The following is a 14190-nucleotide window of genomic DNA, read 5'->3' on the forward strand; positions in this document are numbered from 1 at the left end:
ATGGCAAAAGAATGGACAGCGATTCCATATACAACTATACAACCAAGATACTTTCTATCAAGAGGCGGCTAGAGCAGTTTGACGATGATGATAAAACAGGAAATGGTAAAGTTGCATCAGAGTTCCTAGACGCACTTGGCGACCACGGCCTATCCAAGGGCAGGGTCGTCTATTATGCCGCAAGGCTACCAATTATCATGCAATGGTTTGCGAGCCGCCGAATAATATTAAAAATGCTACTAAAGACGATTGCAAAGATTGCGTGAGGAGCATAATATCTGATAAAAAATATGCCGGCAAGACAAACAGGGCTTTTGCAGAGGCGATAAAGAGGCTTGTACATTTTGCCAAGGCGGGGGAGATAGGGGAAAAGAGGGATGGAAGAGACTATGTCCCCGAAGTATCGTGGATAAGGCCAGAAGTATATGTCAAGAACGGCCGGAAGAGGGAGATAAGGCCCGGGGACCTACTCACCGGGGAGGAGATCGAAGCTTTGCTGGATGCCATACCAAAGATAAGCAGGTTTCCCGGCAGGGACAGGGCCATGGTGATGTGCCTCTATGAAGGGGCGTTCAGGCCCGGCGAGCTTTTGAACATGACTGTTGGCGGAGTACTATTCAAAGACAAGGTCGCCGTGGTAACGACGGTAGGCAAGACAGGCGAAAAGACGGTGCCTCTGTTGCTGTCGTACAGGCTGCTGCTTGACTGGATAGAGCAGCACCCCTTCAAGGACAACTTGGACGCTCCCTTGTGGTGGTCATTTGCAACAGGCAAGGGCGTTGGCTACGGGTACCTCCGCAAAGTGGTAAAGAAGGCGGCTTTAGAGGCAGGGATAAAGAAAAAGGTCTGGAACTATCTGCTGAGGCATACCAAGCTTACAGACGTTGCAAAAAAGCATCCTGACCAGATACTCAAGAGGTTTGGCAACTGGAAGAAAGGAACGGAGATGATGGACGTATACATCCACCTCAGCGAATCGGACCTTGAGGAAGCCGTTTTGAAGGAGCATGGCCTGCTTCCAGAAGGCGGGAAAAAGAACGGGCTGGCCCTCAAGACATGTCCAAGGTGCGGCGAACAGAATGCAGGGGCAAAGAGGTGTACCAAATGCGGCTACATAATCGACGAGAAGCTGGCAATCAAAATAACACAGAGGGAGCAGAGCACGCTTGAAGGACTGACTAGAACGGTAAAGGAGCACGAACACGTACAGAAAAAGATATTTCGGATGCTGGAAGAGCTGATGATGACCGGAACAACGACAAAGAAGGCAGTCATCAGCTCTCCTTCTGCCTGATCTCCTTTATCTTCTCCAGGTCATTTCTCAGCCTCTCAAGAAGAAGCCTGTATTCGTCCATAGCTTGCTTTAGCTCCAGAAGCTTGCTCTTTCTGACAATGACATACTCGTCCTCCTCTCCCTCCACTTCTTCTTCCACGATGGCAAATATTACACACGGCTAAAAAGCGGTAAAACAGGACGTTGGCAAATCTACATCTGACTTTTTGGCAGGCGTCCATATTTGTCGGATGGATCGTTACATTTGGCGACTGATGATGCCTTACTACCTCTATGTCTCGTTATTGTCCATGAAGTCAACAGAGCTCTGTACTAAATGCAGAGAGCTTCGTCGCTCTAATATTGATGGCATAGAGCGCGCGCACATACATACACCGTTCGATCACAGGGGCTTAAAAATGACGGCGACCGATATCAATTCATTCGGTGCAGAGTTAGTCGGGTTGATTCGAATTCTATTTCATCTTTTCAGCGTGCCAGGTCACTTCGTGCTCATGCCTTTCCTTTTCAGAATTGTAGGACAGCATGCAGTACCGGCACTTCAGAAGGGGTTTGGGCTTTTCTCTTTTTGCTCCCCGCCCATTGGGTTTCTTGACTGCAGAAACATCATTATCCACGTCGGGCAGGTCAAATGCAGCAGGGCGTAGTGGCCTCCTTCCACCACGCCCGTCGTCGTCCAACAGCCTGACACTTCCATTTTTTACACCCATCCAGTGTTCCAGCAAGAAGTTCCAGTCATAGTCCATGTCGCTGAAATAACCCGCTTCTTCAACCAGCTTGGTATATTTTACAGAAGGGTTCGAGACTGCTCTAAAGTCGTAATCACTTGAAAGGCGGACGGCAAACTCTTTTCCCTGCATATCGGACCAGAATTGTATCTTGCGTATGTTGGGGCCGGAAGAGAACACGCTCAGTTCACGCCTTCACAGTCTCCCATTTATAGAGATTGTTTCTAGTACTTGCCATATTTGGGTCTTCATAACATAGCTGCATAACTGGCATGATTATTACCTGGAGCCATAACACGCTTCACGATGTCCTCTCAGCAAGAACTTCAAAATGCCTTCCCTTTCAGCTTCGCAGTTTGTACGGGTTTTCTCCATCTCCTTCTCCAATGCAGAGCAGAGGCGGCGTGGCTGTGAAACAGTTCCTTCAGCGTCCGTCATCCTTCGTCAAACCTCCTCTTGTTTTCCCCGTCCCTGCTTTTTCGTGCAACCGACTTTCGATATTCCTGTATGGCCAGCCTCACAGCATGGCTCAGCGAAGCGGCCCTGCCGGAATCTTTCATCTGTTTGAGGAATTGATAGTTATCGTCGTTTACTGTGAGATTGATTCTGGGCATATGTGCTATACACAATCCTACACAATAGCTGTATAATATAAAGATTGTGTAGAACAATGCCTTTATGATACATTCATACACAAACATACACAAACAAATGAAAAGATTGCAGATAACGCTGGAAGACGATCTGTACCAATGGGTCACAAAAGAGATCGAAAGATTGAGGTTTGGAAGCTACTCGCATACGATAAATTTTGCACTGAAACAATTGAAGGAAGCAGAAACGACATCCAAGGATGGCAACAGAAAATAGAATTCCAGATTTTTCACCATCGGTACACTTGGAGAATGCACGCTCACTAGCAAGAACGAGGAAAGGAGAGGCACGACTGCCGCGCCGGCTCTGCTCCAAGACTGTCTGTCCTTGATGAAGCGCACCAAAAGAAAAAAGTGGTGATGCCTGGCGCCGGTCAGTCTACGCAGACTTGGTCAGCACGGCATAACTGCCGGATTTATCTCCACCTTGCCATGTTCTACATACACCACAAAAGGAGTGATAGATTATCATATGGCAAGACTAGTGAGAAAAGAAGACAAAGGACCGATGGCTGTCAAGGTAGGAAGCGAGACAAAATGGATCTGCATGTGCGGGCTTTCTGCAAACCAGCCGTTCTGCGATGGTTCGCACAAAAAGACACTGGACGAGCAGGAAGGCAAGGTATACATCTACAACAAGGACGGTACAAGGACAGAGGCCAAGATGACCTAGTAGTATAGATTGGTAGTGGCTGTTCTAAAATACCATATTATTTTCTATCTATAGAGGGCTGGAATAATTGGCTTTAAAAGCTCTTTTCGACGTCTCTGTCCTGTCAGTACTATACTGAGCACCGTTCCAGATCACCTACGTTGACATTTGCCGTAACAATGGAGTTATTCACAGCCCTCTATCTATATTGAAAAAAAGCACACTCTCTAGCTCTTTTTCAGATATGTAGAGATGTATGCAAGGCCACCTGCCAACACCCCTATGCTGAGCAAGCCCGCAGAAGTTGCGATTGGAACGATAAACTGATCCATGATGGCAGGGTTGGGCCGTAGTTCTTCTCCGCCTGCAACAACATCGAGCATCCCCGAACCTGCAAGGCCGGCAAATATCATGCCAATTGTTGCCGCAGCTCCGCCAGCATTCATCCCAATAAGATGTACCCATGCCAGAACAGACCTAAAGCCATGTATGCCCTTTCCCAGGTTCGCTTCAAGATGATTGTAAAAAACCGCAGTTACTGCTATCGCTATAACTAGAATCAGGTACAAGATGTATCCTAAAAAGAACCACTTGGCAGGTCCTTCAAAGGAGAGAGACAGAAACTGGATAATGTTGATGTTAGAAACGAGCATCTGGGCGACTACTATGGATATGGTCAGTCCCATTACAACTGCGCCCTGAACTATGGCAGCTATTATGAATCTGCTGGACCATACGCCGGTCTTCTTGACAGTTTCGCGGGCTGTCATACAGGCATCTCTACCTTCAGCTTTTGCCACTTGCTGTCAACTGCAGAGACGACCTGTCTACCTTCATGCCGCCTCCTTGCACCGTTGATAGCCACCAAGGTTAACAATCCAAGCAGAATTGTAGACCCGAGAACGACGGAGACAGTGTCTACGATGTTCATCGCGGAATATTCACCTCTCACCTTTCACCTCTCCGACCAGCTCTCCGTGGCCGTGCATCTTCTTCTTTTGCGCAAGCCTCAAAGCTACTTCCATGGCTACAAGTGTCGGTACGAAACCAAGTGCTATCCAAACAACAGATTCGAAAGCGTTGTTCATCATGGAAGTAAAGTTGCAAAAATTAATGATTAATTGTTCTGTATTTTGCTTTTTACTGCTCAGAACTGTTTTAGAGTAGTCATAAGCGATTAGTGTTGTAGCAAAGAGCTAATAACAAACAATTTGAAACCGTGCAGGAAATGTCAAAACAACTAAACTTGACATTATTTCTTCTTCGTCATCATCCATCTATCTATTCTTGATAGAAGGCGATATTGTATGTGTTCTACATAGGATATGTTTTTGTCCCGGTCTATTCAGTGTTGTATTACATGCCTCGTTCACAGGTTGACTGGAAACCTCGACAGCAGAGCAAGAATCAAAGATGACGCTATGGGGCCACACCATCAACCTGCCTGTTTGCGATCAGAACATGTAACTCGACACATGGCTGCTTCTCCTCTTTTGCCCTAACTGCGTGCCGCCTTTTCTTTCTTGTGTCCGTCTAATATCCCTCTTTTTTCTCTATCAGAGAATGATGAACAAGCCGTTATCCCGAAAAAAATAAACCCCTACAGGCGATACTTTGCCGACCGAACTATGGTTCCAGATAGCTTTGGAAACAGCATGACGTCGGACAGAAGAAAGAAAAAGTTGGTGACGGTCGTCGGCGTGGCTGCAGCTGCAGCGCTATTGCTGGGCTTTGTTTTTGCCACGACAGCCACTGCCAACACAAACAACATAGCAGCATATGCGACGACGACAGCAGAAACAACAAGTACAGGAAAATTGACCAAGGCTGATGCAGCTAGAATAGTCCCACCAATAGAAGATCCGCCCTTCTTGGTGCCGTTCTCCCAGGCTGCTGCAACCGTTGAAAAAGAGTTCCCGATAGCAAAATTGCAAGCGGTGAGAGGCAGTACATTGTAATCAGGGATAAGAGTCATCCATCAGGGAGTCCTTGGCATAAAGAAGCAGGTGTAGATAACAGTACGGAACAGGATCAGGTAACACCTGCCTACATATTCCAGCTGACCAAGACCGACGACAAGGCCCTATACCAGATGACGGTGGTGGTGAACGGGACTTCCGGAGAGATAATTCCGCCACAAGCATTCCTCAATAATGATGGGATATGTGGTCCACATGAGCATCCGCCGGGTATGGGAACGCATTGGCATGTCTGTTCATTAGATAATGTATGGAGATGGGATCCTCCTCAATGAACTAGTCACAGCCAACAACCCTATACCCATCCATTTTTTACTTGATAATGACGGTAACAGAACTTAGAATTCCGGATAACCCGGCATTTTCCACATCTACACATCCATATCCTTTTAACCCTCATTTTTGAAACCGGGGCTGCCCTTCGGGCAAGAGGTGAAAACCAACAGGGATGTTTTCATCGCCATCACCATCTCCTGAAAATACGACAGGGACAGATCAGGCGGCAGCAGCACCAACAGTAACAACAACAGCAGCGGCCCAGCAACAGGCCCAGGCGGCAGGAGGACAGGCGACAACGCCAAAAGAAGCAACACGGACATCGCCATCGTCAACACCACCAGCACAACCACAAGAACAGCAGAAGAAGCCGCAACAGGAGAAAAAGAAGAAACGGCCGGCAAGCAAGAAGAAGTAGAAAGAGTGATTATTGTGGCCTAGCCTTCATACAGGCCAGTCACTCGACTATTTTTTCTCTTCTTTCTCTGACTCATAATACACCAAGCCAAGCTTTATCAAATAGCCATGATAGATAGTATTGAACGCTAGCTAGTGCTGCAGCACTCGCAATAACATGTCTCCAGACAATATGACAACCAAGAATCCTGTAAGCATGAATACCAAGAACGGCAGATTTTGGGACAGCCACATCCGACCGCCTGCAGAAGACCCTGCACAGCAGTATCCTTTGCTGTCACTATCATCTTCATCACCATAGTTTAAGCGGAAAGAAAACTTCTTCTTTTTCCCTTCGCCTGCCGAGCACTCGATCACCAAATGATGACGTATTGGTCTGTTTGGTTTACAATGCGGCTATAGCTGTTGTTTTTAAACTTCCCATGTATTTCATTTACCGTCTTTCGCCTCTTTGTCTCGTCAATGAAGAATGCTAGCGCGTATAAAATCAGCCTGCTCACCTGCTGTGCATTGAATATAGTACTCTTGAGCGTATCATTCTTTGCAGTCTGTTGTTTATTGTAGGAAGTGTTAGACCCAGCTCTTCAGATATCCTCTTTGAAGGTTTCAAAGCACCGTATCTTATTGATTTTATTATGTGCTAATCTGTTTCTGAGAGCTTTAGCTTTGGATCTGGTAACGATAGGTCATAGAGCTTCAGCGGTTCTTTGGGAATTGCTAATAGTTCCTTTATCAAAGCTAGCTTTTTTTCGAGATCTTGCTTTGTCTTGTAGAGAACAGAAAAGACCATTGAATAAAAATTCTCGTCTATCCTAACGATCTCATCCAAGAGTTGGACTTTTCTGATGGCCTCCTTTTTCGCAGCCATCTCAGAGAAGTACACTACAAATGTTGTGCATTCATAGCCAACATTAACGGTAATTTGGAACTGCTTGGTAATACTTGATAAAGCCATCTTGCTCAAGACGCTTTATTCTTGCCTTAACTGTACTGGCATCAATATCTAGGTACTTGGCGATGCTGCCGATACTTGGTCGGCGATCCGGTAGGCCGCCAGGTGGATGATATTTGAATCCCATTTCGCAAAATATTCTGATGTCAAATATATCCATACATAGGTAAGCGCACTCTATCATTAATGCACCCTGTGTAACTTCTTGAAGGTTATTTTGAAAATAGCAATTGCAATGTATAAAATGAAAAACTAGCTCTATCGGTTTTTCTTAATGTACACTTCGATTGAGCCATTCATTTTATCATACGAAAGAAGGAAATTGTTTTGTTAATCAACATGTTAGGAGAAATAATTGGAGAACTAAAAGGAAAGGTGACAGGTCAGAGAGTAGCATCCTCAGAAGTAAGAATTGAGACTTCAGTGCAAGAAACAGGCAAGTTGCTTGGAGTAGAAGTCAACCAGACAGTAACATTCTGGGTCGAGGCAAGAAAAAATGGGCTGCCCTATGGAGAAGGTCTTGGCAACATAATGACCAGAGATGGCGAAATGGCAACATAGACTGCACAAGCCGTATTCAAGCCTTTAGACCAAGGCGCCACTACAGGAGTTGGAAGCTTGTTTGTCCAGACTTCTTCTTCCCACAAGCTTGAGAGGCTCAATAGCATTGTAGTGCTGTTTGAAGTAAATGTTGATGGCAACGGCAATACTCACGCAAAGTTCTGGGAATGGAAGTAAGGAATGACGGATTTGCCAGCCAAACGGGCGTAAAAATCTCTCCTTCGCTTTCACACCTTCTTTTTACTAATGAGCGCTTGCAATTACTCAGCAGCGCTTTGTAAAAACAATTAAAGCATGCTGGACATTGGTTTGTGAAAGGACGCATTTGCTCAAATCGGTCAAGATATCAAAGTCATCGGCCATCTATTTTCTGCTCATATTTGTACCGATAGCAATCGCACTTGAATTTGTCCACGCCGACCACATTGTCTTGTTTATCATAGCTGCAATCGCGCTCATTCCGCTGGCAAAACTGATAGGCGACTCTACGGAGCATCTTGCGACTCACTATGGAGCCACTACGGGATCGCTTCTGAATGTCACTTTTGGCAACGCGGCAGAGATAATTATCGCGGTGGTAGCCATAAACGCGGGCCTTCTCGATCTCGTCAAAGCGTCGATCACAGGCGCGATTATCGGCAATATTCTCCTCATATTTGGCCTGAGCGTTGTCGCCGGCGGCTTTAGGTTCAAGGAGCAGCGCTTTAGCAGAGAGAATATTGGCATCCAGTCGTCGATGCTGCTGATCGCGATTATTGGTCTTGCAGTTCCGACGATACTTACAGCCACTGTGCTGTCAGGTGCAGAAAACGAAGGCTCGGTACAGCTGCTAAGCGACTCGCTTGCAATCATACTGATAATTGTCTATGCACTGGGCATAGTGTTCACATTCTTTACGCACAAGCACCTGTTTGTCACTCCAGAAGAGCCGACGACTGCCGAAGGCGCACATCAGGAAGATGTTCATGTGGGGCACTGGAGCAAGAAAAAGTCATTCCTGCTGCTGGCAGCCAGCATGGCCGGCGTAATAGTGGTGAGCGAGATACTAGTAGCCTCTGTAGAGCAGACTGGCGAAGAGCTTGGCTTTGGCGAGCTCTTTGTCGGTGCGATCATTGTCGGAATCGTAGGCAACGCGGCGGAGCACAGTAGCGCGATATTGCTTGCAAGGAAGGGCAAGATCGACCTATCAATTGGAATCGCTGCCGGCTCGGGCACGCAGATAGCGCTCTTTGTGGTTCCGATCCTGGTATTTGCCGGCATTGCGCTGGGCCAACCCTTCACACTAGTATTCACGCTCCTAGAGCTTGCTGTGCTTTTCCTCGCCGCGATAATCCTAAACCTCATAGTGCATGATGGCAGAAGCAACTGGTTTGAGGGTGTGATGCTGACGGCAGTCTATATCATAATCGCGATAGCGTTCTTTTTCGCTGGCTAGTCCTTCGCCCCGTTCAGGTAATTTGTGATTTTTTCCACGATGTCTTCGTGGTCGTAGGGCTGCTTGGCTGCTACTGCCATGATCCGGAGCTTGCGGCCCCGGCTCATAGGGAAGAGGAACATGTCAAGGTGCCGGCTGTGGAACATCAGGTAACCCAGCTCGCCGAAAAAATCCTCGTTGTTCTTTGCCATAGAGACCATCAGCTCTGTCTGGATGCGGAGAACCTTGAAGCGGCGCTCGTTTGGAGGGGCCATCGGCTTTTTGGAATACATTCCAAGCAGGTTTGCATTTTCAATGATTGCAACCAGCAGGATGCGGTCGTCTAGCATGCACACCTTCCTGCACTGGTCGGTCCCTTCCATCAACCCAAGAGTTTCCCTGTTGCAGCCGATAAAAATAGGTTTAGATGGGATATTACTATTCCGTCATGCTCTGCAGCTCTTTGTACATCCGCTTGGTGATTATCGCAGAGCCCGAACCAAGGACGCTCCTTAGGGCTGACTCGATCTCGGCGAGGGAGCATTTTCTGTCGAACGATATGCCGCAATGCTCGGCCATGTAGAACAAGAGGATTTGCTTTGAAGATTCTCCCAGAACGCTCAGCGCCCGTTCAAGTGATATCCTGAGCAGGTTGTAGTTGTAGCCGTTTCTGGGCATCATTTTGTATCGTTACTATAGACGTAACTACTATAAGAAAGTATCTATTTTTGGGAACTCGTCATATAAATGCTGCTAGGAGCTGTTCTTGTGCTTAAAGTCGATGGCCATCTTGACGAGGTGCCTGTGCATCCTCGAGTCGCCTGAGAGCTCTGGGTGGAATGCTGTCCCAATGATGTTCTTTTGCCTGACCGCCACCACCTTGTTGTTAAGCTTTGCAAGCACCTCTACATCCTTGCCAACCTCGCTTACAGCAGGAGCCCTGATGAATACTCCCTTGAATGCCTCCTTGCCAAGCATGCCTATTGAAAGGTCTGCCTCAAACGAGTCGTTCTGCCTGCCAAAGGCGTTGCGCTCGATGACGATATCGAGGTTGCCTATCAGCTTTTGCTTTGTGTCGCCTACCACTCTATCAAACGCTCTGCGTGAGAGCATTATCATGCCAGCGCAGGTGCCCATCACAGGCATGCCTTCCGATATGCGCTTCTTTATGACTGGCAGCGACCGCTGGATGGCTGCAAGTGTGCTCTGGACGGTGCTCTCGCCCCCCGGCAAAATGAGGCCATCTACCTTTTCCACCTCTTCAGGGTAGCGCACCAGCTCAACGTTTCCCTCCACCTGCATCTCCTGCAGCGCCTGCTTTGTAGCGGCAATGTTTTCCTCAATGTCGCCCTGAAAGCCGAGGACTCCGATTGTAACTACCGGTTTCTTTTTGCTGCTGCTCAAGCGTGCTGGCCCCTTTCCTGCATACGAAGCTCTAGGTTCTTGGTGTCCATGCCAAGGAGCGACTTTTTCTCATCGACCATCTTTTGCGCCTCCATGACTATCTTGGGGTCGTCATGGAAAGTCGTTGCAAGCACAACCGCCCTTGCCCTCTGCGCCGGGTCGTCTGATTTGAATATGCCAGAGCCGACGAACACGCCATCGCAGCCAAGGTTCATGAGCAGTGCTGCGTCGGCCGGCGTGGTGATACCACCAGCTGCGAAATTGACAACCGGCAGCCGTCCAAGGCGCGCTGTTTCTTCAACAATCGCGTACGATACTTTTAGCTCGCGTGCAGCCTTCATGAGCTCCTGCTTGTCGTTATCCTCATAGAGCGAGCGCAATTTGCGTATCTCGCCGTTGACCATGCGGATGTGGGTGACTGCCTCTGCCACGTTGCCCGTCCCCGGCTCGCCCTTTGTCCTTATCATCGCGCAGCCCTCCTCGATCCTGCGAAGGGCCTCGCCAAGGTTCTTGCCGCCGTTAACAAACGGAGTAGTGAAATCCCACTTCCAGATGTGACGCTCTTCGTCCGCTGGCGTCAGCACTTCGCTTTCGTCGATCATGTCGACACCGGTCGCTTCGAGCACCTTTGCCTCGTCGATGTGGCCGATTCTGCACTTGGCCATTATCGGGATCGTGACTGCATCCATTATTTCTTGGATTACCTTGATGCTGGCAGTCCTTGCAACGCCGCCTGCCTTTCTGACGTCGTATGGCAGCTTGTCAAGCACCATCACTGCTACTGCGCCTGCTTCCTCTGCTATCACTGCCTGTTCGACGTTTGTCACGTCCATTACCACGCCGTGCTTGCACATGTGCGCAAAGCCGCGCTTTAACAAAGTAGTGCCGCGAACCGTGCGGGCATTCTCTACAATTTCTACCTTGACGCCCTTTGGTTTTGGCTCAGTGGCCACGAGGGATATCGTCATTATATACAACTCGTACGCTCAAATGCTCTATATATTTTCTGTCAGACGTATGTGCCTTTCAATGATGGCGTCCAGTTGCGAGCCGATGTTGGTTATTATGGATGGAACTGGGACTTGGGAGGCTTCCTGATTAAACCAAGTGATAGGCTTTTGATCATTGTCGTCACCCTGATGCACTACGATCTGGTACCTTGTATAGTTGGCAAGCCCTTCTCTTTCATCGTATTTTGATACCGGTATCTGCATAAAGCCTGTTTCAAATATCAGAGCCTTCAGACGCTTTATTTCGTCGCTGTTTAAAGAAAATCTGCGTTCATCCGTTGTTATCATGGTAGGGTAAGAATCAGTCCTGCTATAAGTTGCCGAGCCGTCATTTTCAATACGAAGAACCTCGCTGGTCGTTACATCAAGTATGCCGCTTTCCATCTTGGCGATGTGATCTCTTACATATTTAATTCTGAGCTCGGTCGCGTCTTGGTTGCTTCCAATGCTGGGCATGGCTACGAGCACGGCCATTACTACAACGATGCCTGCTATTGCTATCAGGAACTTGTTGACCATTATTATGATCTCTATTGCGTAGTAGTAGACCGGATGTAGTTCAAGAGCCCGCCGGCTACAAGCACGTCCCTCTGCCTTGGCGTCAGATCAACCTTGAGCGTGATCTTTTTGTCCTTGTCTGTTGTTGCCTCCATGGTCTTGCTTCCCTGCTTCAGGTTGCCAACAATGTTTTCTATCGTCACTGGCGTTCCCTGCGCGAGCAGGTCAAAGTCTGAGGCGTTCTGGAACTCGAACGGGATTATGCCAAAGTTGATGAGGTTCGCCCGGTGGATCCTTGCAAACGACTTTGCGATGACTCCCTTGACCCCAAGGTACATCGGTGCAAGCGCCGCGTGCTCCCTGCTCGAGCCCTGTCCATAGTTCTCGCCACCGACGATAAAGCCGCCGTGCTTTTCCTTGGCTCTCTTTGCAAAGTCAGGGTCGAGCCAGTAGAACACGTACTCGCTTATCGCCGGCACATTGCTCCTGAGAGGCAGTATCTTGGCACCCGCCGGCATTATCGCGTCGGTGCTGATGTTGTCGCCGACCCTGATGAGCACTTCGCCCTGCAATATAGCCTCCATCGGCTGGCGTAGCGGAAGCGGCCGTATGTTGGGGCCTCTTGAAATTTCAAGAGTGTCAGCGTACTGTGCGGGCGCTGGCGGCACAATGCCCGAGTCGTCGATCACAAACTTGTCCGGCCATGGGATGTTCGGATACTCGCCAAGGTCGCGCGGGTCAGTTATCTTGCCAGTGATTGCGCATGCGACGCACACTTCGGGCGATGTGAGATATACCTTGTCATCTTTTGTGCCGCTCCTTCCCGGCCAGTTGCGGTTGAATGATCTTATCGAGACCCAGTCGGTGCCCGGCGCAGATCCCATGCCGATACAGCCCTGGCAGCCGCTCTCAAGCAGGCGGGCGCCGGACGCAATTATGTTGTAGATAGAGCCGTCGCGGGCCACTGTCTCTAGCACCTGCTTTGAGCCGGGGTTTATGGCCATTGTGACATTTGGGTGCACCTTCTTGCCCTTGAGCACATGCGCGACCGTCATTATTTCTATATAGCTGGAATTCGTACAGGAACCGATGAGCACTTGATGGACATCTTGGCCCTGCACATCGCGCACCTTGTGCACTGCATCTGGCGAGCCGGGCAGCGCGATCATGGGCTCAAGCTCGCTCAGGTTGATCTCCATGTTTTCGTCATACGAACAACCCGGATCTGCGGCAATGCGCTTGTAGTCCTGCGGCCTACCCTGCCTGGTCATGTAGTCCTGTGTGATCTCGTCAGACTCAAAAAGCGATGTGGTGGCGCCAAGCTCGGCTCCCATATTACATATCGTGCCTCTCTGCGGCACGCCCAAGCTCTTGATGCCCTCGCCATAGTATTCAAAGATTTTGCCGACCCCTCCCTTGACTGTCAGCCTGCGGAGCATCTCCAGTATGACATCCTTGGCTGTGACCCACGGCCTGAGCCTGCCAGTCAGCTTCACGCCCACGATCTTGGGCATCTTTGTGTAGAACGGCGCGCCAGCCATTGCTACCGCGACGTCGAGGCCACCTACACCTATGGCCATCATGCCAGCGCCGCCGGCAGTCGGGGTGTGGCTGTCAGAGCCGATCAGCAGCTTGCCGGGTATCGAAAAGCGCTCAAGGTTCACCTGATGGCAGATGCCATTGCCCGGCTTGCTGTAATGGATGCCATACTTTGCCGCAAAAGTCTGTAAGAACCGATGATCGTCGCCGTTTTCAAACCCTGTCTGCAGAATGTTGTGATCGACATAGATTGCTGCATGTTCTACCTTGACTCGCGGTATGCCCATCGCCTCGAACTGGAGGCACGCCATCGTCCCGGTGGCGTCCTGCATGAGCACGCGGTCTACTTTCAAGCCTATCTCTTGGCCCGGCTCCATCTTGCCGTCCGCCAAGTGTGCCGATATTATCTTCTGAGCGAGATTTAGGGAAGCCATTATTATTACCAGAGGTTTCTAGCAAGGATTGGATATTTAATACCTTATTCTGCAGAAGTGTCTGCCGTGGCAAGCGGCTTGATCTCTTCAATCTCCAGCTCTTTGCCGCAGCGGGGGCATTTCGTCTGCCTTGGGTCTTGTACCTCCTCAAGATCGGTTCCATCAGATGGGCACTTACCGTCAAAATGTACATCCAGCATGTCGGCGTGAACAAACTTTTTCTCCTTCTTGCACACAAACAGCCGGTACTGGGCAAACTCGGTGTTGACATCGGTCAGGATCTGGTCCATGTCCGGCGTCCCAAGCTGATGCCTTGACCCGTACCCGCACGTAGGGCACTTGAAGCTGTAGACTCTCACATGCGCTCTCTAGTTATGGG

24 protein-coding genes are annotated in these 14190 nt (G+C 49.1%); 8 read left to right on the forward strand and 16 right to left on the reverse strand.

Translation table 11 applies throughout. The features are described from left to right. Window positions 1–11 precede the first annotated feature (11 nt). Both NGAR_RS13275 and NGAR_RS13280 read left to right on the forward strand, forming a co-directional pair. Window positions 12–266: a hypothetical protein gene (locus NGAR_RS13275; RefSeq protein ID WP_015020287.1), complete on the forward strand. Its 255-nt coding sequence runs from the start codon at window positions 12–14 to the stop codon at window positions 264–266. Beyond that, entirely contained in the window at window positions 263–1294 is a 1032-nt protein-coding gene (locus NGAR_RS13280; RefSeq protein WP_015020288.1) for a site-specific integrase, read from the forward strand. The genes NGAR_RS13275 and NGAR_RS13280 overlap by 4 nt, the downstream gene beginning before the upstream one ends. Here the strand turns inward: NGAR_RS13280 and NGAR_RS17795 are convergent. The 3 genes from NGAR_RS17795 to NGAR_RS13290 form a co-directional block, all read right to left on the reverse strand. Beyond that, window positions 1275–1433: a hypothetical protein gene (locus NGAR_RS17795; RefSeq protein ID WP_187147513.1), complete on the reverse strand. Its 159-nt coding sequence runs from the start codon at window positions 1431–1433 to the stop codon at window positions 1275–1277. The two genes, NGAR_RS13280 and NGAR_RS17795, sit on opposite strands and share 20 nt — an antisense overlap. A gap of 316 nt (window positions 1434–1749) precedes the next feature. Further along, the gene (locus tag NGAR_RS13285) at window positions 1750–2202 is read right to left on the reverse strand and encodes a hypothetical protein (RefSeq protein ID WP_015020289.1); all 453 of its coding nucleotides are present in this window, start codon (window positions 2200–2202) and stop codon (window positions 1750–1752) included. Window positions 2203–2456: 254 nt separating this feature from the next. Next, complete coding sequence (locus NGAR_RS13290) at window positions 2457–2636, reverse strand: hypothetical protein (RefSeq protein ID WP_015020290.1); 180 nt, start codon at window positions 2634–2636, stop codon at window positions 2457–2459. Window positions 2637–2700: 64 nt separating this feature from the next. Here NGAR_RS13290 and NGAR_RS13295 point away from each other — a divergent pair, with 64 nt between their 5' ends. Beyond that, on the forward strand, window positions 2701–2892 hold the full coding sequence (locus tag NGAR_RS13295; protein WP_015020291.1) for a hypothetical protein: 192 nt from the start codon (window positions 2701–2703) through the stop codon (window positions 2890–2892). 255 nt (window positions 2893–3147) lie between these two features. After that, window positions 3148–3348 (forward strand): CDGSH iron-sulfur domain-containing protein, encoded by a 201-nt coding sequence (locus tag NGAR_RS13300; RefSeq protein ID WP_015020292.1) that lies wholly within the window; start codon window positions 3148–3150, stop codon window positions 3346–3348. 206 nt (window positions 3349–3554) lie between these two features. Here the strand turns inward: NGAR_RS13300 and NGAR_RS13305 are convergent, their stop codons facing one another. Genes NGAR_RS13305 through NGAR_RS17805 form a run of 3 tightly spaced genes read right to left on the reverse strand, consistent with a single transcriptional unit; the run spans window position 3555 to window position 4418 of the window. After that, the gene (locus tag NGAR_RS13305; RefSeq protein WP_015020293.1) at window positions 3555–4097 is read right to left on the reverse strand and encodes a hypothetical protein; all 543 of its coding nucleotides are present in this window, start codon (window positions 4095–4097) and stop codon (window positions 3555–3557) included. Then, a complete protein-coding gene (locus NGAR_RS17800) occupies window positions 4094–4258 on the reverse strand; it encodes a hypothetical protein (RefSeq protein WP_187147514.1) in 165 nt (54 codons plus the stop codon). The genes NGAR_RS13305 and NGAR_RS17800 overlap by 4 nt, the downstream gene beginning before the upstream one ends. A gap of 10 nt (window positions 4259–4268) precedes the next feature. Beyond that, window positions 4269–4418 (reverse strand): hypothetical protein, encoded by a 150-nt coding sequence (locus NGAR_RS17805; protein WP_187147515.1) that lies wholly within the window; start codon window positions 4416–4418, stop codon window positions 4269–4271. A gap of 537 nt (window positions 4419–4955) precedes the next feature. On the opposite strand from NGAR_RS17805, the gene NGAR_RS13310 reads away from it, so the two are divergent. Continuing rightward, complete coding sequence (locus NGAR_RS13310) at window positions 4956–5285, forward strand: hypothetical protein (protein ID WP_015020294.1); 330 nt, start codon at window positions 4956–4958, stop codon at window positions 5283–5285. 469 nt (window positions 5286–5754) lie between these two features. Continuing rightward, window positions 5755–6000 (forward strand): hypothetical protein, encoded by a 246-nt coding sequence (locus NGAR_RS13315; protein WP_148681469.1) that lies wholly within the window; start codon window positions 5755–5757, stop codon window positions 5998–6000. Between the two features lie 495 nt (window positions 6001–6495). Here NGAR_RS13315 and NGAR_RS19425 read toward each other — a convergent pair whose 3' ends face one another. The 3 genes from NGAR_RS19425 to NGAR_RS19430 are packed head-to-tail and all read right to left on the reverse strand — an operon-like array spanning window position 6496 to window position 7135. Further along, window positions 6496–6609: a winged helix-turn-helix transcriptional regulator gene (locus NGAR_RS19425; RefSeq protein WP_187147516.1), complete on the reverse strand. Its 114-nt coding sequence runs from the start codon at window positions 6607–6609 to the stop codon at window positions 6496–6498. Window positions 6610–6639: 30 nt separating this feature from the next. Beyond that, complete coding sequence (locus NGAR_RS13325) at window positions 6640–6963, reverse strand: hypothetical protein (protein WP_015020296.1); 324 nt, start codon at window positions 6961–6963, stop codon at window positions 6640–6642. Continuing rightward, window positions 6911–7135 (reverse strand): winged helix-turn-helix transcriptional regulator, encoded by a 225-nt coding sequence (locus NGAR_RS19430; RefSeq protein WP_148681471.1) that lies wholly within the window; start codon window positions 7133–7135, stop codon window positions 6911–6913. The genes NGAR_RS13325 and NGAR_RS19430 overlap by 53 nt, the downstream gene beginning before the upstream one ends. Before the next feature lie 143 nt (window positions 7136–7278). Between NGAR_RS19430 and NGAR_RS13335 the strand changes: the two genes are divergently transcribed. Together NGAR_RS13335 and cax are read left to right on the forward strand one after the other, a co-directional pair. After that, window positions 7279–7512, forward strand: coding sequence for a hypothetical protein (locus NGAR_RS13335; protein ID WP_228369185.1), 234 nt, complete (start codon window positions 7279–7281; stop codon window positions 7510–7512). 325 nt (window positions 7513–7837) lie between these two features. Continuing rightward, window positions 7838–8947 carry a calcium/proton exchanger gene (gene cax, locus NGAR_RS13340; protein WP_015020298.1) on the forward strand — a complete coding sequence of 370 codons (1110 nt, stop codon included), beginning with the start codon at window positions 7838–7840 and terminating at the stop codon, window positions 8945–8947. On the opposite strand, the gene NGAR_RS13345 is transcribed toward cax, so the two are convergent. The 7 genes from NGAR_RS13345 to NGAR_RS13375 form a co-directional block, all read right to left on the reverse strand. Then, window positions 8944–9309 (reverse strand): hypothetical protein, encoded by a 366-nt coding sequence (locus NGAR_RS13345; RefSeq protein ID WP_015020299.1) that lies wholly within the window; start codon window positions 9307–9309, stop codon window positions 8944–8946. The two genes, cax and NGAR_RS13345, sit on opposite strands and share 4 nt — an antisense overlap. A gap of 55 nt (window positions 9310–9364) precedes the next feature. Then, window positions 9365–9607 carry a hypothetical protein gene (locus NGAR_RS13350; protein WP_015020300.1) on the reverse strand — a complete coding sequence of 81 codons (243 nt, stop codon included), beginning with the start codon at window positions 9605–9607 and terminating at the stop codon, window positions 9365–9367. A gap of 72 nt (window positions 9608–9679) precedes the next feature. Then, window positions 9680–10330 (reverse strand): pyridoxal 5'-phosphate synthase glutaminase subunit PdxT, encoded by a 651-nt coding sequence (gene pdxT, locus NGAR_RS13355; protein ID WP_015020301.1) that lies wholly within the window; start codon window positions 10328–10330, stop codon window positions 9680–9682. Then, window positions 10327–11298 carry a pyridoxal 5'-phosphate synthase lyase subunit PdxS gene (gene pdxS / locus NGAR_RS13360; protein WP_015020302.1) on the reverse strand — a complete coding sequence of 324 codons (972 nt, stop codon included), beginning with the start codon at window positions 11296–11298 and terminating at the stop codon, window positions 10327–10329. Before pdxS ends, pdxT begins: the two co-directional genes overlap by 4 nt. 27 nt (window positions 11299–11325) lie before the next feature. Next, the gene (locus NGAR_RS13365; RefSeq protein ID WP_015020303.1) at window positions 11326–11859 is read right to left on the reverse strand and encodes a hypothetical protein; all 534 of its coding nucleotides are present in this window, start codon (window positions 11857–11859) and stop codon (window positions 11326–11328) included. Between the two features lie 11 nt (window positions 11860–11870). After that, window positions 11871–13811 carry an aconitate hydratase gene (locus NGAR_RS13370; protein ID WP_015020304.1) on the reverse strand — a complete coding sequence of 647 codons (1941 nt, stop codon included), beginning with the start codon at window positions 13809–13811 and terminating at the stop codon, window positions 11871–11873. 44 nt (window positions 13812–13855) lie between these two features. Then, a complete protein-coding gene (locus NGAR_RS13375) occupies window positions 13856–14170 on the reverse strand; it encodes a hypothetical protein (protein ID WP_228369186.1) in 315 nt (104 codons plus the stop codon). Window positions 14171–14190: the final 20 nt, after the last annotated feature.

The sequence above is a fragment of the Candidatus Nitrososphaera gargensis Ga9.2 genome (assembly GCF_000303155.1).
Taxonomy (GTDB): domain Archaea; phylum Thermoproteota; class Nitrososphaeria; order Nitrososphaerales; family Nitrososphaeraceae; genus Nitrososphaera; species Nitrososphaera gargensis.

Excerpts from the sequence above, each read along its gene's own strand:
- NGAR_RS13365 (WP_015020303.1), bottom strand. The coding sequence starts at position 11,859 with ATGGTCAACAAGTTCCTGATAGCAATAGCAGGCATCGTTGTAGTAATG.
- NGAR_RS17805 (WP_187147515.1), bottom strand. The coding sequence starts at position 4,418 with ATGATGAACAACGCTTTCGAATCTGTTGTTTGGATAGCACTTGGTTTC.
- NGAR_RS19430 (WP_148681471.1), bottom strand. The coding sequence starts at position 7,135 with ATGATAGAGTGCGCTTACCTATGTATGGATATATTTGACATCAGAATA.
- NGAR_RS17800 (WP_187147514.1), bottom strand. The coding sequence starts at position 4,258 with ATGAACATCGTAGACACTGTCTCCGTCGTTCTCGGGTCTACAATTCTG.
- pdxS (WP_015020302.1), bottom strand. The coding sequence starts at position 11,298 with ATGACGATATCCCTCGTGGCCACTGAGCCAAAACCAAAGGGCGTCAAG.
- NGAR_RS13300 (WP_015020292.1), top strand. The coding sequence starts at position 3,148 with ATGGCAAGACTAGTGAGAAAAGAAGACAAAGGACCGATGGCTGTCAAG.
- NGAR_RS13315 (WP_148681469.1), top strand. The coding sequence starts at position 5,755 with ATGTTTTCATCGCCATCACCATCTCCTGAAAATACGACAGGGACAGAT.
- NGAR_RS13310 (WP_015020294.1), top strand. The coding sequence starts at position 4,956 with ATGGTTCCAGATAGCTTTGGAAACAGCATGACGTCGGACAGAAGAAAG.
- NGAR_RS13295 (WP_015020291.1), top strand. The coding sequence starts at position 2,701 with ATGATACATTCATACACAAACATACACAAACAAATGAAAAGATTGCAG.
- NGAR_RS13370 (WP_015020304.1), bottom strand. The coding sequence starts at position 13,811 with ATGGCTTCCCTAAATCTCGCTCAGAAGATAATATCGGCACACTTGGCG.
- NGAR_RS13345 (WP_015020299.1), bottom strand. The coding sequence starts at position 9,309 with ATGGAAGGGACCGACCAGTGCAGGAAGGTGTGCATGCTAGACGACCGC.
- NGAR_RS13350 (WP_015020300.1), bottom strand. The coding sequence starts at position 9,607 with ATGATGCCCAGAAACGGCTACAACTACAACCTGCTCAGGATATCACTT.
- NGAR_RS13305 (WP_015020293.1), bottom strand. The coding sequence starts at position 4,097 with ATGACAGCCCGCGAAACTGTCAAGAAGACCGGCGTATGGTCCAGCAGA.
- NGAR_RS13275 (WP_015020287.1), top strand. The coding sequence starts at position 12 with ATGGACAGCGATTCCATATACAACTATACAACCAAGATACTTTCTATC.
- NGAR_RS13290 (WP_015020290.1), bottom strand. The coding sequence starts at position 2,636 with ATGCCCAGAATCAATCTCACAGTAAACGACGATAACTATCAATTCCTC.